This window comes from Marilutibacter maris (assembly GCF_003233695.1).
GTDB classification, from domain to species: domain Bacteria; phylum Pseudomonadota; class Gammaproteobacteria; order Xanthomonadales; family Xanthomonadaceae; genus Marilutibacter; species Marilutibacter maris.
Map to the genome: position 1 here is coordinate 1,346,770 of NZ_CP029843.1, position 24,809 is coordinate 1,371,578.

Annotated in this window: 15 protein-coding genes and 7 pseudogenes; 16 read left to right on the forward strand and 6 right to left on the reverse strand. The window is 71.0% G+C overall.

What is annotated here, in order from left to right; all coding sequences use genetic code 11:
- The first annotated feature begins 144 nt into the window (after positions 1 to 144).
- Positions 145 to 1,473: a hypothetical protein gene (locus C9I47_RS05930; protein ID WP_145985434.1), complete on the forward strand. Its 1,329-nt coding sequence runs from the start codon at positions 145 to 147 to the stop codon at positions 1,471 to 1,473.
- A gap of 6 nt (positions 1,474 to 1,479) precedes the next feature.
- Here the strand turns inward: C9I47_RS05930 and C9I47_RS05935 are convergent, their stop codons facing one another.
- Positions 1,480 to 1,929, reverse strand: coding sequence for a DUF4442 domain-containing protein (locus tag C9I47_RS05935; protein WP_111265935.1), 450 nt, complete (start codon positions 1,927 to 1,929; stop codon positions 1,480 to 1,482).
- Positions 1,930 to 2,312: 383 nt separating this feature from the next.
- Positions 2,313 to 3,203, reverse strand: coding sequence for a thioredoxin (trxA, locus tag C9I47_RS05940; protein ID WP_111265936.1), 891 nt, complete (start codon positions 3,201 to 3,203; stop codon positions 2,313 to 2,315).
- 116 nt (positions 3,204 to 3,319) lie between these two features.
- Here trxA and C9I47_RS05945 point away from each other — a divergent pair, with 116 nt between their 5' ends.
- Positions 3,320 to 3,928, forward strand: a complete 609-nt coding sequence (locus C9I47_RS05945; protein WP_111265937.1) for a DUF998 domain-containing protein — start codon at positions 3,320 to 3,322, stop codon at positions 3,926 to 3,928.
- Positions 3,929 to 4,193: 265 nt separating this feature from the next.
- On the opposite strand, the gene C9I47_RS05950 is transcribed toward C9I47_RS05945, so the two are convergent.
- On the reverse strand, positions 4,194 to 5,522 hold the full coding sequence (locus tag C9I47_RS05950; RefSeq protein ID WP_111265938.1) for a metal-dependent hydrolase family protein: 1,329 nt from the start codon (positions 5,520 to 5,522) through the stop codon (positions 4,194 to 4,196).
- A 133-nt stretch (positions 5,523 to 5,655) separates the two neighbouring features.
- Between C9I47_RS05950 and C9I47_RS05955 the strand changes: the two genes are divergently transcribed.
- From C9I47_RS05955 to rsfS, 6 genes and pseudogenes are all read left to right on the forward strand, one after another.
- Complete coding sequence (locus C9I47_RS05955; protein ID WP_111265939.1) at positions 5,656 to 6,756, forward strand: class I SAM-dependent methyltransferase; 1,101 nt, start codon at positions 5,656 to 5,658, stop codon at positions 6,754 to 6,756.
- A gap of 101 nt (positions 6,757 to 6,857) precedes the next feature.
- A pseudogene (leuS, locus tag C9I47_RS17855) lies at positions 6,858 to 9,612 on the forward strand (leucine--tRNA ligase).
- Between the two features lie 99 nt (positions 9,613 to 9,711).
- Positions 9,712 to 10,327, forward strand: a pseudogene (locus C9I47_RS05965) (LPS-assembly lipoprotein LptE).
- Positions 10,328 to 10,330: 3 nt separating this feature from the next.
- A pseudogene (gene holA / locus C9I47_RS05970) lies at positions 10,331 to 11,377 on the forward strand (DNA polymerase III subunit delta).
- Positions 11,378 to 11,398: 21 nt separating this feature from the next.
- A pseudogene (nadD, locus tag C9I47_RS05975) lies at positions 11,399 to 12,063 on the forward strand (nicotinate-nucleotide adenylyltransferase).
- 123 nt (positions 12,064 to 12,186) lie between these two features.
- A pseudogene (gene rsfS, locus C9I47_RS05980) lies at positions 12,187 to 12,602 on the forward strand (ribosome silencing factor).
- A 75-nt stretch (positions 12,603 to 12,677) separates the two neighbouring features.
- Here the strand turns inward: rsfS and C9I47_RS05985 are convergent.
- Positions 12,678 to 14,126: pseudogene (locus C9I47_RS05985) on the reverse strand (alkaline phosphatase PhoX); the annotation flags it as partial.
- Between the two features lie 197 nt (positions 14,127 to 14,323).
- On the opposite strand from C9I47_RS05985, the gene rlmH reads away from it, so the two are divergent.
- On the forward strand, positions 14,324 to 14,794 hold the full coding sequence (rlmH, locus tag C9I47_RS05990; protein ID WP_111265940.1) for a 23S rRNA (pseudouridine(1915)-N(3))-methyltransferase RlmH: 471 nt from the start codon (positions 14,324 to 14,326) through the stop codon (positions 14,792 to 14,794).
- A 318-nt stretch (positions 14,795 to 15,112) separates the two neighbouring features.
- Here the strand turns inward: rlmH and C9I47_RS05995 are convergent, their stop codons facing one another.
- Positions 15,113 to 15,853, reverse strand: coding sequence for an energy transducer TonB (locus C9I47_RS05995; protein WP_111265941.1), 741 nt, complete (start codon positions 15,851 to 15,853; stop codon positions 15,113 to 15,115).
- A 155-nt stretch (positions 15,854 to 16,008) separates the two neighbouring features.
- Entirely contained in the window at positions 16,009 to 16,752 is a 744-nt protein-coding gene (locus C9I47_RS06000; RefSeq protein WP_111267992.1) for an SIMPL domain-containing protein, read from the reverse strand.
- Between the two features lie 310 nt (positions 16,753 to 17,062).
- Here C9I47_RS06000 and C9I47_RS18250 point away from each other — a divergent pair.
- The 7 genes and pseudogenes from C9I47_RS18250 (at position 17,063) to tldD (ending at position 24,748) form a co-directional block, all read left to right on the forward strand.
- Positions 17,063 to 17,648: pseudogene (locus tag C9I47_RS18250) on the forward strand (Maf family protein).
- Positions 17,645 to 17,791: a hypothetical protein gene (locus C9I47_RS18255; protein WP_407067503.1), complete on the forward strand. Its 147-nt coding sequence runs from the start codon at positions 17,645 to 17,647 to the stop codon at positions 17,789 to 17,791. The pseudogene C9I47_RS18250 and the gene C9I47_RS18255 overlap by 4 nt, the downstream one beginning before the upstream one ends.
- The gene (gene rng, locus C9I47_RS06010) at positions 17,752 to 19,185 is read left to right on the forward strand and encodes a ribonuclease G (RefSeq protein ID WP_407067504.1); all 1,434 of its coding nucleotides are present in this window, start codon (positions 17,752 to 17,754) and stop codon (positions 19,183 to 19,185) included. The genes C9I47_RS18255 and rng overlap by 40 nt, the downstream gene beginning before the upstream one ends.
- Positions 19,186 to 19,313: 128 nt before the next feature.
- The gene (locus C9I47_RS18260) at positions 19,314 to 19,664 is read left to right on the forward strand and encodes a hypothetical protein (protein WP_223250300.1); all 351 of its coding nucleotides are present in this window, start codon (positions 19,314 to 19,316) and stop codon (positions 19,662 to 19,664) included.
- A gap of 397 nt (positions 19,665 to 20,061) precedes the next feature.
- Positions 20,062 to 21,432 (forward strand): YhdP family phospholipid transporter, encoded by a 1,371-nt coding sequence (locus tag C9I47_RS18265; RefSeq protein ID WP_455363794.1) that lies wholly within the window; start codon positions 20,062 to 20,064, stop codon positions 21,430 to 21,432.
- Positions 21,366 to 23,168, forward strand: coding sequence for a YhdP family phospholipid transporter (locus C9I47_RS18270; protein ID WP_455363795.1), 1,803 nt, complete (start codon positions 21,366 to 21,368; stop codon positions 23,166 to 23,168). Before C9I47_RS18265 ends, C9I47_RS18270 begins: the two co-directional genes overlap by 67 nt.
- A 134-nt stretch (positions 23,169 to 23,302) precedes the next feature.
- Entirely contained in the window at positions 23,303 to 24,748 is a 1,446-nt protein-coding gene (tldD, locus tag C9I47_RS06020) for a metalloprotease TldD (RefSeq protein WP_111265942.1), read from the forward strand.
- The last annotated feature ends 61 nt before the right edge of the window (positions 24,749 to 24,809 follow it).

Consider the following 24,809-nt stretch of genomic DNA (forward strand, 5'->3'; position numbering starts at 1 on the left):
CGGGCAGATCCGGGTATGGCCAGCGTCCGGCGGGCGGCTAAAATGGGATGGTTGTCATGCTTGCGCGTGGCGGCGGAAGCGGCGCCGAGCAGCCGTGCCAAGCAAGACAGGGAAACACAGGGAAACACAGGGAAATGGAGTTCCATGCGTAGGCTTTTGAAGTGCCTGGCGGTAGTGGCAGTGGCGGTGGTGGCAGTGGGGGCGGGCCTGTTCCTGGTCTCGCGGGCGATGGGGCGCAATGCCGAACGGATGGACCTGGTCGAGCGTCTGGCGACGCCGAAGCCGGTGTCCGGTAGCAATGCGTTCCCGGCGCTGTGGACGTTCGGTTACCGGGTCCCGCAGGACCGGGTGCAAGCGGCCGCCGCGACGGATGTCGAGCGGTTCCGGAGTCGGCTCGATGCCGGCGAGGATCTCGAAGCGACGGGATTCGATTCCGGCATCGCGGCGGATTTCGAGGACCTGCTGGCAACCGTCGATAGCAGCGATACGGCATGGTGTTCGCCACAGGAGCCTGGCTGCCTGCAGCGGGTCGGCGACGATGCCGATGGCTATGCGCAGCGCTTGCGGCCGTTGGAGCAGGTGCTGGCCCAGGCCGACACGCTGGGCGGGTACGGCCACTACGCCAATGGGTTTCCAGCGCACCTGCATGCGCCGTTTCCAGGCCGGCTCAACGCCCTGCTGCGGATTCCGATGACCTCGCATGCGCTTGACTTCGTGCAGGGAGACAGCGCGGCCGCGCTGGCGGGCGTATGCCACAGCGCGGCGGGCTGGCGGCGGTTGGTGCCGAACTCGGATTCGCTGGTGATCAGCATGCTGGCGATCAATGCCGTGCGCGGCTATTCGGAACTGTTCGCCGACATGCTGGCCGAGCTGCCGGCCGATACGCCGTTGCCGGCTGGATGCATGGCCGCGTTCGCCCCGCCCGTTGAAGGCGAGGTCGGGGTCTGCGAGGCGATCAAGGGCGAGTTCGCGATGCAACGGGTGCTGATCCGCGATCCCAGCGCCGCCGGCACGCCGATGCCGTGGTACTACGCGTTGGCCTACGATCGGAGCGCGACCGAAGGGCGCGCCGCCGAGAATCTTTCCCTGGGCTGCGACGCGCGCGGGCAGTCGCTGATCGCCGCCGACAAACCGATCGGGGAGGCGGTGCCGGAGCGCTCACAGGAATTCGAGTGCCTGTCCAACTTCTTCGGTTGCACCCTGACCTCGATCGCGGGGCCGGCCTATTCCGACTACCTGCGCCGCACCCAGGACCATGGCATGCGGCTGAAACTGATGGCGGCACTGGTGTGGCTGCGCGAGAACCGCGACGATCGGCGTCCGGTGGCGACCCGGCTGGCCTCGCGGCCGGTGACGATGCGCAGCCCGGCGCGACGGATCGAGCTTGGCGAGGACGGGCGCAGCCTGCGGATCGAGCTGTACGACGCGAAGGACGGCAGCCATTGGCAGGTGCCGTTGCCGCGGATGCGCTGACCCGGCTCAGCGGTCGCGCTTGCGTCGCACGTACAACTGCTTGCGGACCCGCGCGACGACCTCGCCGTCGTCGTCGACCACCTCGGTGTCGAACCAGCGCAGGGTCTTGTCGCCGTCGGCGGTGGCCGCACGCAGTTCATCGAGCACCGCATCGTCCAGGTCGAAGCGCGCCCGCACGTGGCTACGGCCGGGCCTGACGAACTCGATCGAGCCGGCCTTGTCCCAGACGATGTAGTCGCGGCCCAGCGCGTTCATCGCCAGCAGCATCCAGAACGGGTCGGTCATCGCGAACAGGCTGCCGCCGAAGTGGGTGCCGACATAGTTGCGGTTCCACGGACGCAGCCGCAGCTCGACTTCGGCATGGCGATAGTCGTCGGCGATCGAAATCACGTGGACCCCACTGAACAGGAACGGGGGCCAGAAGTTGAGGACCCGGCGCAGGGTGCTGGCTTTCATGCGCGGAACCGACGGCGGAGTGGGGCGCCAGCTTGCCATACGCATGCGTATTGTCAAAGTCGGTGCCCGCCCGGATGGCCCAGCCCCCTGAGTCAGGGGGCGATTCGCGCCTCAGGTGCGAATCAGAAGAAAGCATGTGGCGCGTAGCGCGAATGGGGGTGTGGAGACGCAACGGCGGGGCCCAAGGTTTGCGAAGCAAACTTTGGGGATTCCCGGGCGCAGCCCGGGGATCGCGGCTTACGCCGCTCCTACGAGGCTTTCGCCGTCTCGTCCCCGAGACCGGCACCGGCCCCGGATGCGTCCTTCGGGCTTGCCCGAGCTACGCTCCGCGAGTCCCGAGTCCCGAGTCCCGAGTCCCGAGTCCCGAGTCCCGAGTCCCGGTTTCAGAACAGCACCGACGACATCTTGCGACGGTAGCTGCCGACCAGGGCGGCGTCCTCGATGACCCGGAACGCGTCGATCAGTGCCTTGCGCGGCAGTCCGCCGTCGAAATCGCGGTCGCGGCGCAGCATCTCCAGGAACTGCTCCAGCGCCGCCTCGTCGTCGCCGCCGACCAGGTGGCGGGTGCCGAGCAGGTGGCGGGCGCGCAGGTCGCCCGGGTCGCCGGCGATCGCCGTCTGCAGCGCTTCAAGTGCCGGCGCGTCCTTGAGCAGGGCGGCAAAGTCCAGGCGGGCGCGGGCGCTCAGGGTGCGATCGTCGGTGGCCAGATTGGCGGGCAGGCCATCGAGCAGGGTCTGCGCCTCGGCGGTCTCGCCGGTCTTGAGCAGGGCCAGGGCGAGGTCGAGCTTGAGCTCGTCCTGGTCCGGCGCCGCGGCGATCTCGCCGCGCAGGCGCTCGGCCTCGGCTCGCGGATCGACCGGCACCGGCGCGGCATCCTCGGCGCCGGCTTCCTCATCGGCACCGGCAATCGAGACCGCGGGCTCGATGCCATGGTGGGCGAAGAATTCGCGCAACTGGCCCTCGGTCAGCGCGCCGGGAACCGCGTCGACGACCTGGCCGCCCTTGAGCAGGAACAGGGTCGGGATCGAGCGGACCTGGAACGCCCCGGCCAGCTGCGGCTCCTTGTCGACATCGATCTTCGCCAGCTCGAAGGCGCCGCCGTAGTCGCGGGCCAGCTTTTCCAGTATCGGCCCCAGGCTCTTGCACGGGCCGCACCATTCGGCCCAGAAGTCCACCAGCACCGGCGTCTGCATCGAGCGCTGCAGGACCGCGGTCTCGAAGCTGTCGGTGGTGACATCGAACACGTGGGCGGGCGGGGCGGTGTCGGGGGTCATCGATGGGCTCGCGGAAGGCGGATTTGCTGCCGAGATGGGGGCGGGTACCGGCGATGCAAGGTGGTCGGGTTGCCCACCGCTGTCGCAACGGACGCCGCAGGCCCTAGCATGTGCGGATGAAGACAGGGTTCGTTCACCGGCTTTCCTGGGCGCCGATCCTGGCGGCGGCGTCGCTGCTGCTGGCCGCGGTGGGCTTCGGACTGGCCGCGGACGGTTATTCGCACGCGCGGCATCCGCTGGCCCTGCTCGGGGCGCGCGGCATGGACGCTGCCGGCCTCTTCAATGTGCTGGCCTGGATCCTGCCCGGGCTGCTGCTGGCGGCGCAGGCGGCCGCCCTGCGCGAATGCCTGTCGGGCCGGGCCGGGTTCGGCGCCCGTATCGGCGCCTGGCTGCTGCTGTTGTCGGCGCTTGCGTTCGCGGGCCAGGGCGTGTGGCCGTTGGATCCGCACGATCTGGAGGGACCCGACAGCCGCCGCCACGCGCTGGGCTGGATGTTGTGGTGGATCGCCCACCTTGGCGCGGGCGCGCTGCTGGTGCCGACGTTGATGCGGCAGGCGCGGTGGCGCCGGGCCGGTGTCGGGCTGCTGCTGTCGGTGCTGTTGCTGCTTGCCGGCGTGCTCGCCGCGCGCGCCGGCCTGTGGCCGGCACTGGCGGGACGGCTGGCGATCGTCGCCTGGCTCGGTGGCTACCTGGCCTGCGGTATACCGATGCGGCGCGGGGCGTAGGAGCGGCGTGGGCCGCGACCTCCTTGGGCCAGACACCTTCATCATCCCGTAGGAGCGGCGTAAGCCGCGATCCCGGGCTGCGCGGGAGAATCCCAGAAGTTTGCTCCGCAAACCCAGGGCCCGAGCTGTTGCGCCTGCGCACCCCCATTCGCGCGGCGCGCGCTCAGGCGGCTGGCTCCATCCCGTAGGAGCGGGGCAAGCCGCGATTGAACGGTCGCATGAAAGCCCTGTCGCGGCTTACGCCTCTCCTACAGGGCTGCGCGGGTCAGGGCTTCCGGTAGACCACGCCGTCCTTCATCACGAAGTCCACCGCCATCACCGTCTCGATGTTCTCGACCGGGTTGCCGGGCATCGCGATCACGTCGGCGCGCATGCCCGGCGCCAGCTCGCCCTGGTCGTCGACCCCGAGCACTTCGGCGGCGCGGATCGTCGCCGACTGCAGCGCGACCGCGGCGGGAATGCCGGCCTCGACCATGTAGACGAACTCGCGCGCATTGTCGCCATGCGGGCCGACGCCCATGTCGGTGCCGAAGGCGATCTTGACGCCGTTGCGGTAGGCCTTGCCGGCGGTGTCCTGGATCAGAGCACCGATACGCGCCGCCTTGGGGCGCACCACGTCCGGGAAGTAGCCGTCGATCCTGGCCTTGTCGGCGACGAAGCGGCCGGCGTAGACCGTCGGCACGTACCAGGTGCCCTTTTCCTTCATCAGCTTCATCACCCGGTCGCTCATGTAGGTGCCGTGCTCGATGCTGGTCACGCCGCCGGCGACCGCGCGGTACATGCCTTCCTCGCCATGGGCATGGGCGGCGACGCGGTAGCCGTAGTCGTTGGCGGTGTCGACCACGGCGCGGACCTCGTCGACGGTGAACTGCGGGGCGTCCCCGGACTTGGCGTAGGACAGCACGCCGCCGGTGGCGGTGATCTTGATCACGTCGCTGCCGTCCTTGTAACGCTGGCGCACCGCCTGGCGTGCATCGTCGAGCGAGTTGATCACGCCCTCGGTGGGGCCGGGCGGGCCGATCAGGTGCGACAGCGCGTCGTTGTAGCCGTTGGTCGGGTCGGCGTGGCCGCCGGTGGTGGCGATCGACTTGCCCGCGGCCCAGATCCGCGGCCCTTCGACCAGGCCCTGGTTGATCGCGTCGCGCAGGTGCGGGGCGACCTCGCCGCCGAGGTCGCGGACGCTGGTGAAGCCCGCCATCAGGGTCTTGCGGGCATACCCGACCGAGCGGTAGGCGAAGTCGACCGGATCGAGGCGGAAGCCCTCGGAGTAGCTCTGCGGACTGGACTGGCTGGCCATGTGCACGTGCAGGTCGGTCCAGCCGGGGCTGCAGGTGCGATCGCGCAGGTCGACCGACTCCACCCCGAGCACGTCGGCATTGCCGCCGCTGATCACCTGTTCAATCCGGCCGTTGCGCACCAGCAGGGTATGCGGGCCGAGCACCTGGCCACTGCGCGCGTCGAACACGCGGCCGCAGTGCAGGGTGAGCGGGGTGCCACTGTCGCTGACTGCTGCCGGAGACTGGGCGGCCGCCGGCTGGAGGGTGGCGACGGCATTGATCAGGGCGATCGCGAGGCAGGCGACGGGCACGCGCATGGGCTTGGATTCCGTGTTCGACGATGGACGGGAGTGCGCCCGAGCCTAACCGAGCGCCCCGGGCGGGGCATAGGCCGGTCGCCATGGGCGCCGGCGATGCCCGGGTGACTCCGCCCGGCGTACCCTTGTGGGCATGGACAGTCCCACGCCCGCAAGCACGCCTGCCCCCAGCTCCCTCGACCGCGCCCGCCGCGAATGGCTGGCCGGCCTGATTCGCAGTCACCGGCTGGCGCCGTCGGCGCGCAGCGCGCTGGAGCTGGCGCAGGGGCTATGGCGTTGCGGCGAGTATCGCGAGGCCTGGCCGAGGTTCGTCGAGGCCCGCGACCGCGCGCCTGAGCTGGCCGCCACCCATCTGGCGCTGCTGCGGGCGGCCTCGATGCTGGCGCTGCGCGAGGACGAGGCGGTGGCGCTGGAAACGGCGCTGCGGGCGCATCCGCAGGACCCGCAGATCGCCCTGCGCGCGGCCCTGGCCGAGGTGCCCGGCGCACTGGAGCGGGCGCGGACAAGGCTGTCGCCGCTGCGCGACGACCCGGTCTGCGCGGATTACGCGCTGGCGCTGGATATCGTGGCCGGGGACCGTTCGCAGGAAACGATCGAAGCGGTCCTGGCGGACCCGCGCCTGGATCCGGGCCGGCGCGCGCGCTGGCAGGCGCTGCGGTGGGCATGCCGCCACGCGGACGGTCCGGGCCGCCACTTCGGTCTGCCCTCGCGGGTGCTTGAGCGGGGCATCGAGGCGGCCACCGGCGCGGGGCTGGCGATCGAGTGCGGGGTCTACTTCGGTCGTTCGCTGGACCATATCGCCGCTCGCCTCGACCAGCCGGTGCACGGTTTCGACAGCTTCCAGGGGCTGCCGGAGGACTGGAAGGCGGGCGAGGGCGCGGGCAGCTACAGCACCGCCGGCCGGCTGCCGCGGGTCGCCGACAATGTGACCCTGCACCCGGGCTGGTTCGAGCAGACCCTGCCGCCGTTCCTGGACGCGCATCCGGGGCCGGTGCGGCTGCTGCACGTGGACTGCGACATCTACAGCTCGACCCGTACCGTGCTGGAGGCGGTCGCGCCGCGGCTGCGGGCCGGCAGCGTGATCGTGTTCGACGACATGCTCGGCTATCCGGGCTACGAGGCGCACGAGTTGCGGGCGTTCGAGGAACGGGTCGAGCGCGACGGGCTGCGCTGGGAACTGCTGGCCGCCTGTCTGCTGGGGCGCGAGGTGGCGGTGCGGATCCTCGCCCGCTGAGCGGGCCGGCCGGTCCGGGCGGGCGACCCGGGGCGGCCACGCGTGGCGGCCCATGCTGCGCTGCGGTAGGCTTTCCGGTCCCCTGTTGCCAAGCCCGTGCCGTGTCCACCGAAGCCGCCAGCGAATCAGCCCGCGAATCCCGACCCTACGAACCGCAGCCGATCGAGGACGCCGCCCGGCGCTTCTGGTCGGGGACCGGCGCCTTCGAGGTCGACGAAGCCTCCGACAAGCCCAAGTACTACTGCCTGTCGATGCTGCCGTACCCGTCCGGCGCGCTGCACATGGGCCACGTGCGCAACTACACCATCAGCGACGTGATCAGCCGCTACAAGCGGATGACCGGCTTCAACGTGCTGCAGCCGATGGGGTGGGACGCGTTCGGCCTGCCGGCCGAGAACGCCGCGATCAAGAACCGCACCGCGCCGGCGAAGTGGACCTACGCCAACATCGAGCACATGAAGGCGCAGCTGCAGCAGATGGGCTACGCGATCGACTGGTCGCGCGAGTTCGCCACCTGCCAGCCGGGCTACTACGTGCACGAGCAGCGCATGTTCGTGCGGCTGATGAAGCAGGGCCTGGCCTACCGTCGCAACGCGGTGGTCAACTGGGACCCGGTCGACCAGACCGTGCTGGCCAACGAGCAGGTGATCGACGGTCGTGGCTGGCGCACCGGCGCGCTGGTGGAAAAGCGCGAGATCCCGCAGTGGTTCCTGAAGATCACCGACTACGCGCAGGAACTGCTCGACGGCCTGGACACGCTGACCGGCTGGCCCGACGCGTCAAGACCATGCAGCGCAACTGGATCGGCCGCAGCGAGGGCCTGGAGATCCGCTTCGACGTCGTCGACGAGGACGGCAACGCGGTCGAGCCGCTGGAGGTCTACACCACCCGTCCCGACACCCTGATGGGCGTCACCTTCGTCTCGATAGCCGCCGAGCATCCGCTGGCCGCCCATGCCGCCGCCGGCAATCCGGCGCTGGCCGACTTCATCGCCGAGCTGCGCCAGGGCGGGGTGTCCGAGGCCGAGCTGGAAACCCAGGAAAAGCGCGGCATGTACACCGGCCCTGCGCGCGTTGCACCCGATCAGCGGCGAGGAGGTGCCGGTCTACGTCGCCAACTTCGTGCTGATGGGCTATGGCACCGGCGCGGTGATGGCGGTGCCCGGCCACGACCAGCGCGACTGGGAGTTCGCCAAGCGCTACCACCTGCCGATCCGTCCGGTGATCGCATCGGCGAGCGTGCGCGACGCGCTCGCGGAGATCGGCCGCCACCTCGACAAGCACGACGACGCGATGGCCGCCGCGCTGGGCAACGGTGCCGCGATCGACGTCTACGACACCGGGCGCCGCGGTGCAGGTCATCCAGGACTTCATCCGCGCGATCGAGGAGGAGGGCGCCTACACCGAACGCGGCTGGCTGGTGAATTCCGGCGCGTTCGACGGCATGGACTTCGACCAGGCGCTGGACGCGCTGGCGACCCGCTTCGAGGCCGAGGACCGCGGCCGCCGCCGGGTCAACTATCGCCTGCGCGACTGGGGCGTCAGCCGTCAGCGCTACTGGGGCTGTCCGATCCCGGTGATCCTGTGCCCGCGCTGCGGCGACGTGCCGGTGCCGGAGGACCAACTGCCGGTGCTGCTGCCGGAGGACGTGGAGTTCAGCGGGGTCGCCTCGCCGATCAAGTCCGATCCCGAATGGCGGAAGACGACCTGCCCGCAGTGCGGCGGCGACGCCGAGCGCGAGACCGACACCTTCGACACCTTCATGGAGTCGAGCTGGTACATGCACCGCTACACCAGCCCGGGCGCGGCGGGACATGGTCGACCAGCGCGCCAACTACTGGATGCCGATCGACCAGTACATCGGCGGCATCGAACACGCGATCCTGCACCTGCTGTACTTCCGCTTCTACCATCGCCTGATGCGCGACCAGGGCCTGGTCGACAGCGACGAGCCGGTGCACAACCTGCTGACCCAGGCATGGTGATCGCCGAGACCTTCTATCGCGAGAACGACGACGGTTCCAGGGACTGGATCAAACCCGGCCGAGGTCGAGATCGCCCGCGACGACAAGGGCCGGATCACCGGCGCGACCTTGAAGGCCGACGGCCTGCCGGTGGTGATCGGCGGCACCGAGAAGATGTCGAAGTCCAAGAACAACGGCGTCGATCCCGCGCGAGATGGTCGGCAAGTACGGCGCCGACACCGTGCGCCTGTTCTCGATGTTCGCCGCGCCGCCGGAGCAGTCGCTGGAGTGGAACGAGGCCCGGCGTGGAGGGCATGGCGCGGTTCCTGCGCCGGTTCTGGCGCGAGGTCGTCACCCATGCCTCGCAGCCGGATCACCCGGACGTCGCCGCGCTACTGGCCGACGGTGTCGCGCTGGACGCCGGCCAGAAGGCGCTGCGCCGGCAGCTGCACGAGACCATCCAGAAGGTCGGCGACGACTACGGCCGCCGCCACAGCTTCAACACCGCGATCGCCGCGCTGATGGAGCTGCTCAACGCGGTCGCGAAGTTCTCCGACATGAGCGACGCCGGCCGCGCGGTGCGCCACGAGGTCCTGCAGGCGATGGTGCTGATGCTCAATCCGGTGACCCCGCACGTCAGCCACGCGCTGTGGCAGGTACTGGGCCATCCCGAGGGCCTGCTGGAGGACGTGGCGTTCCCGGCGGTCGACACCGCCGCGCTGGTGCGCGACTCGGTGAAGCTGGCGGTGCAGGTCAACGGCAAGTTGCGCGGCACCATCCGGTCAACGTCGGCCGCGCTGGCCGAGCCCAACGTCGCCCTGTACGTCGATGGCCTGAGCATCCGCAAGGTGATCGTGGTGCCGGGCAAGATCGTCAACATCGTCGCGGGCTGAAGCGTGCGTCGGCGGCTGTCGGCGGCGTTTCCCGTGCGCCTGGGGCTGAACGGCGCCGCGGCTATTGATGGAGGGGGCGGTGTCGTCCAGACTTCGCGAATGACTTCACGCCTTCTCGCCGTTGTCCTCGTGCTGGCCCTGTCGGCCTGTGGTTTCCATCTGCGCAACGCCCTGGTGCTGCCGCCCGATCTGGGGCCGGTGAAGGTCGTTTCCGCCGACCGCTACAGCCCGCTGGCCGAGAGCCTGGCGCAGGCGCTGGTGCGTTCGGGCGCCGAAATCGCGCCCGGCGACGCCGTCGACACCGCGGTGCTCGACCTGGTCGCCGAGCGCTGGGGCGACACCCCGATCAGCGTGGACGCGCGCGGCCGCGCGCAGGAATACAGCCTGCGCTACGCGGTGATCTTCGAGGTGCGCGGGCGCGACGGGGTTCCGATCCTGCCGCGCCAGGCGGTCGAACTCGCCCGCGACTACATCTCGGTCCCGACCAATTCGATCGGTACCGAGGGCGAGCGCGACGTGCTGGTCAAGGAGTTGCGGCGCGAGATGACCGCGTCGATCCTGCGCCGCATCGATGGTTGCCCGGCGCGAGTTCGCCGCGTCCGGCGCCGCCGCCTTGCCGGCCGAGGCGACCGCTCCGCTCGAGATGCCGGCGCCGGCCGCGTCGCCGGCCAGTGTTGGCGCAGCCGAGCCGGAGCCGGCGGGCGACGGTCGCTGAGTCGTGGAGCTCAAGCCGGAGCAACTGGCCAGCCGGCTCGAGTCCGAGCCGCTGAAACCGGCCTATCTGATCGCCGGCGCCGAGCCGCTGCGGGTGCTGGAGGCGGCCGATGCGGTGCGCGCCGCCGCCCGTGCGCAGGGCGTGAGCGAGCGTGAGGTGTTCGAGGCCGAGGGCAACCAGCGCGAGCCGGACTGGGCGGCGCTGGAGGCGAGTTTCAACGCCCCGAGCCTGTTCGCCAGCCGTCGCCTGGTCGAGCTGCGGTTGCCGACCGGCAAGCCGGGCAAGGACGGGGCGGCGGTGATCAGCGATTTCTGCGCCGCGCCCGCCGCCGACGTCACCCTGCTGGTGACCGCGGGCGAGTGGAGCAAGAAGCACGCCGGAAAATGGAGCGAGGCGATCGGGCGGATCGGTCATGTCGCCGTGGCCTGGCCGATCAAGCCGCACGAGCTGCCCGAGTGGATCGAGCGCAGGCTGCGCGGGCATGGGCTCTCCGCCGACCGCGACGCGGTGCAACTGCTGGCCGACCGGGTCGAGGGCAACCTGCTCGCCGCCGCGCAGGAGATCGAGAAACTGGCGCTGCTGGCCGGTGCCGACAAGGCACCGCTGGACCTGGCGCGGATGCAGGCGCTGGTCGCCGATGCCGCGCGCTACGACGTGTTCCGCCTGGTCGATGCCCCTGAACGGGCAGCCGGTGCAGGTGTCGCGGATGCTCGCCGGACTCCGCGGCGAAGGCGTTGCGGTGCCGGCTGATGGGGCATGGTGATGGAGCTGCAGCGCGCCGCATCGCTGGCACGGGTCGCGGCGGCGGGCGGCAATCTCGGCGCCGAGTTCAAGGCGCAGCGGATCTGGGATTCCAAGCAGTCGGTCTACCGGCGCGCGCTGCAGCGTCATCCGGCGCCGCGCTGGGAGGCCTTCGTCGGCGTCGCCGGCAAGGTCGACCGGATGGTCAAGGGGCGCGAGGCCGGCGATCCGTGGCTGGGACTGGAGCGGCTGCTGCTGGCGGTGGCCGATCCCAAGGCGGTGCGGCTGCTGACCGCGACCGCGGCCTGAGGGCGCCGTCGCCATGAACCTTTGGCTGATCTACGGGGTACCTTCGACCCGATCCACAACGGGCATCTGGCGATCGCGCGTGCCGCACGCGACACGCTGGGAACCCCGGTGCGGCTGATGCCGGCCGCCGATCCGCCGCACCGTCCGCCGCCCGGCGCCGACGCCCTGCAGCGGGCCCGGATGCTGGATATCGCGGTGGCCGGCGAACCGGGCCTGCGGGTCGATCGTCGCGAGCTGGAGCGCGATGGCCGTTCCTGGACCGCCGACACCCTGCGCGCGCTGCGTGAGGAGATCGGCCCACGGCGGCCGGTGGCATTGCTGGTCGGCGCCGACAGCTTCCTCGGGCTGCCGTCGTGGAAGCAGTGGCGGGAGTTGTTCGGACTGGCCCACTTCGTCGTCGCCGAGCGTCCCGGCAGTCCGATCGACGGGGCACTGCCGGAGCAACTCGCCGAGGCGGTGGCCGGGCGCTGGGCCGAAGCGCCGTCGGCGCTGGAGCAGGCGCCGCCGGGCGGATCTGGCGGTTGCGGCAGCCGCTGTCGGATACCTCGGCGAGCGGGATCCGGCGGCGGATGCGCGAGGGTGGCGACTGGCGCGGCGACCTGCCGCCGGCGGTGGCCGCCTATATCGAGCGGCATGGCCTGTACGGTCGCGCGCCGCTGCGCTCGCGGGCCGGCGGTTCCGGCTAGCGGACCGCGGGCGGTCTTGCTCAACTTGCTGAACCCGGGTTCCTGGCGGTCGGCGCGACCGCAGGGGCTTCGCTATAATCCTCGCGCACCCTACGTCCCTGAATCGACCATCCGAGCGAGCACTTGAGCAACCAAGCCCACGTCATCAAGACCCGTATTCCCGATCCGCCTCCTGCCGCCGAGCAACTGCTCAGCGCCGTGCGCGATGCGGGGAGGCACTCAAGGCCAAGGATGTCGTCGAGATCGACGTGCGCGGCAAGAGCAGCGTCACCGACTTCATGGTCGTGGCCTCCGGCACTTCGACCCGCCACGTGAAGTCGATCGCCGACGAGGTGGTCAAGCACGCCAAGCAGTTGGGCTACATGCCGCTGGGCGTGGAAGGCGAGCGCGAGGCCGAGTGGGTGCTGGTCGACCTGGCCGATGTGGTCGTCCACATCATGCTGCGCGGGGTGCGCGAGTTCTACGCGCTGGAGCGGCTGTGGACGGTCGGCGACCAGCCGCCGGAGTCCGACACGGACGAGGCGCCGCAGGACGCCTGAGCAGGCGCCCGGCCATCGCAGGATCCGAAGCGTAACGGCGCCCCGAGGGGCGCCGTTCGCGTTTGCGCGCGGGGTTCAGAGTCCGCCGCGCGCCCAGGGGCCGGTGATCGCGAAAGTGATGCCCGGGTCTGGATGTTGACGAACATCGTGCGTCCGTGCGGATCCCAGCAGGCGCCGGCGAACTCGTTGCTGCGGTAGTCGCCCTCGGCGACCACCTTGTCGGCGCCGGCGATCTGGCTGTCGGTCAGCTCGACGTTGTTCTTGCACAGGTAGAACGATTCGCCGCGACGGGTCAGACCGAGCAGGCGCGCGCCGGGGCCGTAGTTGTCCGGACTGGAGCCGCCGTCCTCGCACAGCACCACGCCGCCGCGCGGGCTGACGGTGATGTTGTCGGGATTGTTGCCGGCCAACGGGTTGCCGCTGACGAACAGCGCCTTGAGCCGCTGGCTGTAGAGGTCGAGGACCCAGACCGCGCCCTCGCCACGGCCCGGGCGGCCCTGGCTGTCGACGCCGGTGGCGGTGTCGACGATGAACATCTGGCCGTGCGCGTACCAGATCCCCTCGCCACGGCTCATCCGCAGGCAGCCCTCGGCCCAGGCCTGGGCGAACGGACCGCTGAGGGTGTCGCCGCTGCCGATGTCGGGGAAGCCGGCCGGAGCCGCGATCGAATCCATGTCCGGGTCCTGGATGTCGACCCATTCCAGCCAGTAGCTGTCGCCGATGTTGGCGACGGTCAGGTCGGCATTGGGCTTGCGGCGCACGCGCGCGGCCTGCAGACGGCCGCCGTTCTCCAGCGAGCCGTGGCGGCCGAAGCGATCGTTGGGGATGAAGCGATACAGACCGGCCTTGTTGCGGTCGTCCTCGGTCAGATAGACGATGCCGGTGCGCGGGTCTACCGCGACCGCCTCGTGGCTGAAGCGGCCCAGGCCGACCAGCGGACGGCCGCTGGTGCGTTCGGCCTCCGGATGCACCTCGAACACATAGCCGTGCTTCTTGCCCTCGCTGGAGCTGGCATTGGTCTTGATCTCCTCGCAGCTGAGCCAGGTACCCCATGGGGTCGGGCCGCCGGCGCAGTTGACCAGGGTGCCGCCGAGGCTGGCTTCCATCTCCTGCCACTGGCCGTCGCGCCAGAACAGGTTGGTGGTGCCGCCACCGGCGCGCTGCCGCCACCGAGGTCGCCGGTGTCGTACATGCCCGCCGCCTGGATCGGCGTGGTCGCGCCGCGTTCGTGATTGCGGACCAGCACCAGCTCGGCGCCGTGCGGACGACCGCGACCGCGACCGCGGCGCGGGTGGCCCTGGGTGTAGGCGCGGACCACGGCCATGCCGTCGTGGTTGCTCGGGCAGGGCTGGCCGTCGGCCATCATGTCGCCGGTCCAGCCGAACGAGCGGTAGCTGAAGCCCTGCGGCAGCTGCAGCAGCGGCAGCCCGGTGCTCAGGTCGGCGACCGGTTGCGGGGCTGGGACGGGTTCGCTGACGCGGGTCGTGGCGCGGGGGCGGGGGCCTGCGCCTGGCGGGACTGTAGGCGCCGGGGCCCGATGGCCATGGCGCGGCCCGGGCGGCGAACTCTGCTGGCTGGGGGGTCAGGGGGACCAGAGTGGGAACAACACGACGGCCGCGAACAGGGAGCGGGGGGCCGCCGACGCTAGGGCGCACAGATAACGATCCCCGCGGGCTTCCCGTGACCACGACCGGTAACATTCGCGACATGGAGACGAATCCATGAAGGCGAAGTTGATCGCGGTCGGGGAGCGTCCCCCGGCCTGGGTGACCGAGGGCTTCGAGGAGTACCGCAAGCGGCTGTCGCATTGGCTGCCGCTGGAGCTGGTCGAGGTCGCACCGGGGATGCGCGGCAAGAACCGCGATGCGGCCCGGGCGATGCAGGACGAGGGCGGCCGGGTGCTGGCCGCGCTGCCGAAGGGCGGGCTGGTGGTCACCCTCGACGGCCGCGGGAAGCCGTGGAGTTCGGAGCGACTGTCGCAACGGTTGGAGCACTGGCGCGGCCAGGGGCGCGATCTCGCCTTCCTGGTCGGCGGGCCGGAAGGGCATGCGCCGGAAGTGCTGGCGCAGGCCGACGAATCGTGGTCGCTGGGCCCGGCGACCCTGCCGCACATGCTGGTGCGGCTGCTGGTCGCCGAGCAGCTCTACCGCGCCGCCGCGATGCTGGCCAACCATCCCTATCACCGCGCCTGAGCGGGTGGCGCCAGGAGGAAAGCCTCATCGCGGCTCGCCGCTCCTACGGGATGGTGGCGTATGACCCAGCCCCCTGAGTCAGGGGGGAACGATATCCGGCTGCGCCCGGATATCTCCCAAGGTTCGCTGCGCAAACCTTGGGCCCCGCCGTTGCGCTTCCACACCCCATTCGCATCTGCGATGCGAATCGCCCCCTTACTCAGGGGGTTGGGGCCGTGCTGCATCGCTTTTCGTAGGAGCGCGTGAGCCGCGACCGGGCCTCCCCATGAAAGCCCGGTCGCTCGCCCGTGCAAACGCCGCAGCGGCGGGGCGGGTCGGTTACAGCCTGAAGTCGACCGGCACCAGTCCGATCGCGCGGATCGGGTGACCGTCGCGGGTCGCCGGCTGGAAGCGCCAGCTCTTGAGCACCTGGCGCACCGCGGCCTGGTCGAGGTCGCGGTGGCCGCTGCTGCGCGAGACCGTGACCTCGATCGGCTGCCCGGCTTCGTCGACGACGACCTGCAGCAGGACGGTACCGCTGCGGCCCTCCCGCACCGCCTTGACCGGATAGCGCGGCGCCGGCGCGCTGGCGTAGGCGAGGCGGGCGCCGGTCATCGGCGACAGGTCAGGCGGACCGTCGTCGATCGCGTTGTCGGCGATGACGTCGGTGGTCTCGCCGACCGCATCCACGGGAGGAACGTGGATGTCGGGCGCTTGGCTGTCGGGCAGCGGGTCGGGCTGCCGGACCGGCGGACTGGGCTGCCGCACCGGAGCGGTCGGCGTGCGTTCGACCGGCACCGGCACCGGCGGCGGGGGCGGTTGGTCGAGCTTGATCGGCTCGACCAGGATGGTTTCCTGCTTCGCTTCGACCGGCTCGATCGACTGTGGCCGCAACAGCAGCATCACCGCGACCAGGTGCAGGACGATCATCGCCGCCATCGCCAGTATGCGATTGACGTCCGGCCCGTTGCCGTCCGCCAGCGCGGCCCGCCAGCGTTCGAAGCGCGACCCTTCGCCGTGGCGCGGATCGGCATGCTGCTGCTCGACGTGCTGCTGTCCAAAGGGGAAGCTGGGGGTCATCGGCCACCTCCATTCGCGGTCTGTATGGATCACGAACGCGCGACCCGGGCCGGCGGGGTTGAGGCGCTGCCCGCCAATGCGAAGAGGCCCGCCGGAGCGGGCCTGTGCAATTCGCATCGTCGTGCGTCACGCCTCCCGAAAGAGGCGGGCGGCGATCACCGGCCCAGCTCGAACACGATGTCGAGGTTGACCGACAGGCTGCTCTCGCCGGCGGCGATCGGGGTGTCGGCCATCTTGCCGGCGCGCGCCATCGCCATCATCGGCATCGGCCGCGGAAAGCCGTCGCCGCCTTCGCTGATGCTGACGATGCGGCGGACCCGCAGCCCCAGCGTCTTGGCGTACATCCCGGCGCGGGCCTGGGCCTTTTCAACCGCGGCGCGGCGGGCCTCGTCGTAGGCCGACTCCTTGTCCTCGACATCGAAGCTGGGGCCGTTGATCTGGTTGGCGCCGGCCGCGACCAGCGCATCCATCACCTGGCCGAGCTTGCCGATGTCGCGCACGGTGATGTTGACGGTGTTGCTGGCCTGGTAGCCGGTGATCGTGGGCGCGCGGTCGTTGTTGTGCTGGTACTGCGGATGCAGGTTCACGCCGCTGGTCTGGACGTCGCGCTCGGCGATGCCGGCCTTGCGGATCGCCGCGACCACCCGCTCCATCTGCTCGGCATTGGCGCGCATCGCGGCATTGCTGTCGGCGGCCTGGGTGACCACGCCGGTCGACAGGGTCGCCATGTCGGGCACGCGCCTGGCCTCGGCTTCGGCGCTGATCGACAGCAGGGTGCCGTCGGCGCTGGCTTGGGGGGCGGAAGTCTGGGCGTGGGCGGTCATGGCGGGCAGGGCTCCCAGGGTCAGGGCGATCGCGAGGGCGGCGGCGAAGGCGGGGCGGGTGAGGGATTGGGGCATGTTCGACTCCATCAGGGGGTGGGGCAAGGCCTGGCCGGTGGCGAGGCGGATCATCCGCAGACGATGCCTGTTCATCCGGTAGGACGAGGTGAACGGGTGAACGGAGCGTGAGCTGCGTCGGGGTTATCGATTCGGCATCGGCTGGCGCTCAGTCAGTGCGGGTTATGCTTTCCGGACCGTATGGTGATGTGGCGGCCGGGCCGTGCTTGAGGGGTCCGTGCCGTGTCTCAGGGGCGGGCCGTCCGGGCCCATTCAGTTTCCGGGAAGCCGGGTCTGTCGTCCGCCGCTTCCTTCCGTTCCGGGAGCCTTGATGCTCTATCTCGCTTCGAAATCCCCGCGCCGCCGCGCCCTGCTGGCCCGCCTGGGCGTCGACTTCGACACCATCGATCTGGATATCCCCGAACAGCGCCTTCCCGGCGAGGCGGCCGACGACTACGTGCGCCGGGTCGCGCGCGAGAAGGCCGGCGCCGGACTGCTCGAGGTCGTCGCCACCCCGGCGCGGTGGTGCTGGGCTCCGACACCGAGGTGATCCTCGACGACGAGGTGTTCGGCAAGCCCGCCGATGCCGATGACGCGGCGGCGATGCTGCGCAGGCTGTCCGGACGCACCCATCGGGTGGTGTCGGCGGTGTGGCTGGTTTCGGCCGAACGCGAGCTGGAGACGTATCGGAGTCGAAGGTGAGCTTCGATCGCCTCGACGAGGCGCGCATCGCCGCCTATGTCGCCACCGGCGAGGCCTTCGGCAAGGCCGGCGCCTACGGCATCCAGGGCGCGGCCGAGGTGTTCGTGTCGCGGCTGGACGGCAGCTTCTCCGGGGTGATGGGCCTGCCCCTGTACGAGACCGACGCCTTGTTGCGGCGGTTCGGGCTGCTGCCGGCGGCCGGGAGCGTCGCATGACCGAGGAAATCCTGGTCAACGTCACCCCGCGCGAGACCCGCGTCGCGGTGGTCGAGAACGGCATGCTGCAGGAACTGCACATCGAGCGCGGCTGGGCCGCGGCGTGGTCGGCAACATCTACAAGGGCAAGGTCCAGCGGGTGATGCCCGGCATGCAGGCGGCCTTCATCGAGATCGGCCTGGAACGCGCCGCGTTCCTGCATGCGGCCGACATCGCCAAGCCGCCTCCGGTCAGCAACGGCGAGGGCGAGGAGGCACCGTTGCCGCCGGCGCCGACCCGGCCGATCACCGAGCTGCTGCGCGAGGGCCAGGAGATCGTCGTGCAGGTGGTCAAGGACCCGATCGGCAGCAAGGGCGCGCGCCTGACCACCCAGCTGAGCATCCCGTCGCGCTACCTGGTGCTGCTGCCCAGGGCGCGGGTGATCGGGGTATCGGCGCGGATCGAGGACGAGGACGAGCGTGCGCGGCTGAAGGCGCTGGTGGTCGGGTGTGCGGCCGAGTGCGCCGCCGCGCGTTCCGGCGCGGCCACCGCGGGCGAGGTCGACGGCAGCCCGGCGCCGACCCACGGCTACATCGTCCGGACCAACGCCGAGAGCCAGCCGGCCGAGGCCCTGGCCGAGGACATCGCCTACCTCGGGCGGGCCTGGTCCCTGATCGAGGCGCGGGTCGCCAAGGCACGGATCGGCGAGCGCGTGTACGAGGACCTGAGCCTGCCGATGCGCGCGGTGCGCGACCTGATGCGCAAGGACGTCGAACGGGTCAAGGTCGATTCGCGCGAGACCTGCGAGCGCCTGCGCACCTTCGCCGCGCAGTTCATGCCGGGGCTCGACGAGAAGATCGAACACTACAGTGGCGCGCGCCCGATCTTCGACCTGTACGGAGTCGAGGACGAGATCGGCCGTGCGCTCGACAAGCAGGTACCGCTGAAGTCCGGTGGCTACCTGGTCATCGACCAGACCGAGGCGATGACCACGATCGACGTCAACACCGGTTCCTTCCTCGGCCAGCGCAACCTCGAGGAGACCGTCTACCGCACCAACCTGGAGGCCGCGCAGTCGGTCGCGCGCCAACTGCGGCTGCGCAATCTGGGCGGGATCATCATCATCGACTTCATCGACATGACCGATCCCGAGCATCGGCGCCAGGTGCTGCGGCAGCTGGAGAAGGCGATGGCGCGCGATCACGCCAAGTCGACCGTCTACGAGTTCTCGCCGCTGGGCCTGGTCGAGATGACCCGCAAGCGCACCACCGAGAGTCTGGAGCGCCAGCTCAGCGAGGCCTGCCACGAGTGCGGCGGCCGCGGCACCCTGAAGACGCCGGAAACGGTGACCTACGAAATTTTCCGCGAGATCGTCCGCCAGGTGCGCCAGTTCGACGCCCAGCGGTTGCTGGTGATCGCCTCGCCGCAGGTGGTGGTGCGGATCACCGACGAGGAGTCGGCGGCGGTCGCCGAGCTGGAGGAATTCCTCGGCAAGAGCATCCGTTTCCAGGCCGACGAGCAGTACTCGCAGGAGCAGTTCGATGTGGTGCTGCTCTGACCGCGGAGTTTGCGGTACCTGTTGCGGGGTTCGCGCGCGTTCGCCCCGGACGGCCCGGCGCATGAGCGCATGGCCGGTGGGTGCGGGGCCGTTGCCCGGTCGCGGGACGGAGGCCTGATGCCGACCCGATGCGCCGCCGCCTGCGCATGGCCCGTCGCGGCCTCGGCTATGCCATGGCGGTATCGCTGGTGCTGGTCGCCTTGCTGCTGGGCGTGGCCAGCCAGTTGTTGCCGCTGGCCGAGCGTCATCCCGAGCGGATCGCGGCGTGGCTGAGCGAGCGCAGCGGCCGGCCGGTCGCGTTCGACCGGGTCGAGACCGAGTGGACCCGGCGCGGGCCGCTGCTGAAGCTCGACAACCTGCGGATCGGCCCGGGCGCGATGCGGTGGTGGTCGGCGATGCCGAGATGCTGGTGTCGATCTACGAAGGCCTGCTGCCGGGACAGGCGCTGTCCGAGCTGCGCCTGCGCGGCCTCGACCTGACCCTGGAGCGTGCCGCGCGACGGACGCTGGCAGGTGCGCGGTCTGCCGGGACAGCAGAAGGCCGGCGGCGACGTGTTCGAAACCCTGGAGGCGCTGGGCGAATTGCAGGTCGTCGGCGGCAAGCTGTCGGTGATCGCCCCGCGTTCGGCATCGAGGCCCACATCCCGCGGTCAACGTGCGCCTGCAGGTCAGTGGCGACAGGGTCCGCGCCGCGCTGCGCGCTGGCCCCAGCTGGACGGCACACCGCTGACCGGGTGCTGTCGCTGGACCGTCGCAGCGGCGATGGCACGGCCTATGCCGGCGCCCCGCGAGGCCGATCTCGCGGACTGGCGCGGCTTGTTGCAGCTGGCAGGCGTGCGGGTCGAAGCGGCAGGGACGCGCCGAGGCCTGGGCCGAGCTGCGCGGCCATCGGATCACCGCGGTGACCGTGGATACCCTGCTGGAGGAGGTCGCCCTGGTGCCGGCGGCCGGCAATGACGAGCGCACGGTCCGGTTCGGCCGTGTCGAGGGCCGCGCGCGCTGGCGACTGATCGACGATGGCTGGCGCTTCGATGCGCCGGTGCTGCGGGTCGGCGAGGGCGACGCGCGCCAGGTGCTCGACGGCCTGGGCGTGGCCGGTGGTCGGCGTTTCGCGGTGCAGGCCGAGCGCATCGATATCGGCCCGTTGCTGGCGGTGGCGGCGTTCAGCGACCGCCTGTCGCCGGCGTTGCGCGATTGGCTGCAGCGCAGCCGGCCGCAGGCGGTGCTGCGCGACATCCGTGTCGCCGGCGAGAGCGGCGGCGCGCTGCGTGCGCATGCCCGGATCGAGCGCGCCGGCTTCCAGGCGCTCGGCGATGCGCCCGGAATCAGCGGCCTGGGCGGGGTGATCGACGGCGACCAGTCGGGTTTCGTGCTGAGGCTGGACGAGAACGCGCCGATGCGGTTCGACTGGCCGAGCGGATTCGGCGTGGTCCATACCGTCAAGCTCGCCGGCGACATCGCCGGCTGGCGCGACGGTGCCGGCTGGCGGGTCGCGACCGGTGCGTTGCGCCTGGACGGCGGCAGTTTCGCCGCCGATGTGCGCGGCGGCCTCGGCTGGCAGGGCGATGGCAGCCGGCCGCGGATCGACATCGCCGCACGCCTGGACGATGCCGCGGTGCCGGTCGCCAAGGGGTTCTGGGTTCATCACCGGATGCCGCCGGCGGCGGTGGCCTGGCTGGACGCGGCCCTGCAGGGCGGTACCGTCCGCGACGGCCGCGCGATCATCAGCGGCGATCTCGACGACTGGCCGTTCCGCGACCATCAGGGCCTGTTCGAGGCCACCGCGCGGATCGAGCAGGGCGAGATCCGCTTCCAGCCCGGCTGGCCGGCGGTCGAGGAGCTCGACGCGGACGTGCGCTTCGTCGCCGAGGGTTTCGATGTCAGCGGCCGCGGGCGCATCGCCGGCGTCGCGATCAGCCGAATCGAGGCCGGCATCGATCGTTACGTCGGTGGCCGTCTGTCCGTCGATGCCGACGGCGACGGCGATGCCAGGCGGTTGCTCGAACTGCTGCGGCAAAGTCCGCTCGACGACAGCATCGGCGAGCACCTGGCCTCGTTGCAGGCCAGCGGTCCGGCCCGGGTCGGTTTCGCACTGCGGTTGCCGATGAAGAAGGGCAGCCATACCGAGATCGACGGCAGCGTCGATGTCGACGGCATCAAACTGTCGGATTCGCGCTGGACCTGGCGTTCGACCAGGTCCGCGGTCGCGCCCGCTACTCGCGCGGCGGCTTCCGGGCCGACGGCCTGAGCGTGGTTCACGAGGGACTGCCCGGGACCCTCGCGCTGCGCGCCGGAGACGGCCATGTGCGCGATCCGGGGCATGCCTTCGAGGGCGAACTGCAGGCTTCGATCCCGGTGCGCGAGCTGATCGCGCGGGTGCCCGACCTGGACTGGTTGCGGCCACACCTGTCCGGGCGCTCGTCCTGGACCGTCGGCGTCGATGTGCCGCGCGCCGTCGACGGTGCGCAGGCCGCGTCGCGGTTGCGATTGGGCTCGGACCTGGTCGGCACCGCGCTGGAACTGCCGGCGCCGTTGCGCAAGCCGGCCGGCGAGTCGCTGGCGGCGACGATCGAAACGCCATTGCCGCTGGGGAGCGGCGATGTGCGGGTGGCGCTGGGCGATCGCATGGCGGTGCGCGCGCGCAGCGGCAACGGCCAGACAGGGGTGCGCATCGCCCTGGGCAGTACCGAGGTGACGCAACCGGCACCGGCGCAGGGTCTGATCGCCAGCGGCCATGCCGCGCAGCTGGATGCGATCGAATGGATCGCGCTCGGCCGGGCCGGGACCACCGGCGGCGCGATGCCGCTGCAACGGATCGACGTGACCGCCAGCGAGCTGCAGATGCTCGCCGGCGTGTTCCCCGACACCCGGGTCGTGGTCACGCCCGGCGCCGACGGCGCCCTCGCGGTGGCGACGTCCGGCGAACACCTGCAGGGGCGGCTGGCGATTCCGCGCAGCGGCGGGCAGGCCATCGTCGGCCGCTTCGATCGGGTCTACTGGCGCGCGCCGACGGTGGCCGCGGACGCTTCCGTCGCGCCTGCCGCGACTGCCACGATAGAGGCGAGCGACGTGGTCGACGCGGTGCCGGCGGCGATCGCCAGTGCCGAGGCGGACGCACTCGATCCGGCGGCGGTGCCGCCGCTGACGATCGACGTCGCCGACTTCCGTCTCAACGACGCGGCGCTGGGACAGGCCGGGTTCCGCTCGCATCCGACCGCGACGGGCATGCGCATCGAGCGCCTGCACACGCGCGCCGACAAGCAGAGCATCGAGGTCAGCGGCGACTGGAACGGCCGCGGCGCCGCCGCGCGGACCCGGATGCAGCTGGAACTGCGCAGCGAGGATTTCGGCGAGTTGTTCGACGGACTGGGATTCGGCCTGGCCGGCCGGATCGGCGACGGCCGCGGCCGCGTGCAATTCGATGCCGGATGGTCCGGCAGTCCGGCGGCGTTCTCGGCCGGTGCGCTGGAAGGGCGCCTGAGCATCGATGCGCGCGATGGCCACCTGCTCGAGGTCGAGCCCGGTGCCGGGCGCATGCTCGGCCTGTTGAGCATCGCCCAGCTGCCGCGCCGGCTGTTGCTGGATTTCGGCGACCTGTTCTCCAAGGGATTCGCCTTCAACCGGGTCGCCGGCAACGTGGTGTTCGCCGATGGCCTGGCCCGCAGCGACGACCTGCTGATCGACGGACCGGCCGCGGCGATCGCGATCAGCGGCACCACCCACCTGCGCAGCGAGCGTTTCGACCAGACCATCGAGGTGCGACCCAAGGCCGGCAATCTGCTGACCGCGGTCGGGGCGATCGCCGGCGGGCCGGTGGGTGCGGCGATCGGTGCCGCCGCCAACGTGGTGCTGGAGAAGCCGCTGGGCCAGATCGCCGCCCGCGTCTACCGCGTGACCGGCCCCTGGAAGTCGCCCAAGGTCGAGGTCCAGACCCGTGAACAGAGTCGCCGGGCCGCGGCCGAATCGGCGCCACCGGCGGGTTGATTGACCGCCCTTCGGGACCCATCCTGCCTGTACCAGCGGCGCAAGCCGCGGCGAGGCCTTCCCGCGACAGCCGAGGATCGCGGCTTGCGCCGCCGTCGAGCTGCCGCATCCCCCTGTTTCCGGACATCCAACCCATGACCCAGCCCCTGCAACTGGCCGAATCCCGTCTCCTGCTTCCCGCCGGGCTCGACACCGGTGGCCTGGAGCGCGCCTTCGGCACCCTGCTCGGCCCCGGCGTGGATTTCGGCGATCTGTATTTCCAGCACAGCCGGCGCGAGAGCTGGTCGGTGGAGGACGGCATCGTCAAGGACGGCGCCCATTCGATCGAGCAGGGCGTCGGCGTGCGTGCGATCAGCGGCGAGAAGACCGGCTTCGCCTATTCCGACGAGATCAACGGCCAGGCCCTGCTCGAAGCCGCCGGCTCGGCGCGGGCGATCGCCCGCGATGGCCGCGTGGTCGGAGCGCAGGCGCTGAGCCGCAATCCGGGCGGCGGCGGCCTCTATCCGGCCGAGGATCCGATCGACGGCTATGCCAACGAAGCCAAGGTCGAGGCGCTGCGGCGCGTCGACCGGATGCTGCGCGCGGCCGACCCGCGCGTGCGCCAGGTGATGGTCAGCCTGTCCGGCAGCGTCGACACCGTGCTGGTCGCGCGCAGCGACGGCGTGCTCGCCGCGGACGTGCGCCCACTGGTCAGGGTCAACGTGCAGGTCATCGTCGAACAGGACGGCCGCCGCGAAAGCGGCTACGCCGGCGGTGGCGGCCGCTACGGTTATGCCGAGCTGCTCGACGGCGGCCTGCCGGAGCGGCTCGCGCGCGAAGCCCTGCGCCAGGCCCTGGTCAACCTGGAGGCGATCGACGCGCCGGCCGGGGTGATGCCGGTGGTGCTCGGCCCGGGATGGCCCGGCGTGCTGCTGCATGAAGCGGTCGGCCATGGCCTGGAGGGCGACTTCAACCGCAAGGGCACCAGTACCTACGCCGGGCGCATGGGCCAGCGGGTCGCCGCGCCGGGCGTGACCATCGTCGACGACGGCACCCTGGCCGGCCGCCGCGGTTCCTTGAACATCGACGACGAGGGCACGCCGACCCACTGCACCCCGCTGATCGAGGACGGCATCCTGGTCGGCTACATGCAGGACACCCTCAACGCACGGCTGATGGGCATGGCGCCGACCGGCAACGGCCGCCGCGAATCCTTCGCCCACCTGCCGATGCCGCGCATGACCAACACCTACATGCTGGCCGGCACGCACGACCCGGAGGAGATGATCCGCTCGGTCGAGCGCGGTCTGTACGCGGTCAACTTCGGCGGCGGCCAGGTCGACATCACCAGCGGCAAGTACGTGTTCAGCGCGACCGAGGCCTACCTGATCGAGAACGGCAAGGTCACTGCGCCGGTCAAGGGCGCGACCCTGATCGGCAACGGTCCGGAGACGATGCAGAAGGTGCGCATGGTCGGCCACGACATGGCGCTGGACGAGGGCGTCGGCGTCTGCGGCAAGGACGGACAGAGCGTTCCGGTCGGCGTCGGCCAGCCCTCGTTGCTGATCGACGGGCTGACCGTGGGCGGCACCCGCGCCTGATGCGGACCGGCGTGTCGGCGCGGGGGCTCGACGTATGCGGCGCGGCGGATGCCGCCGTGGG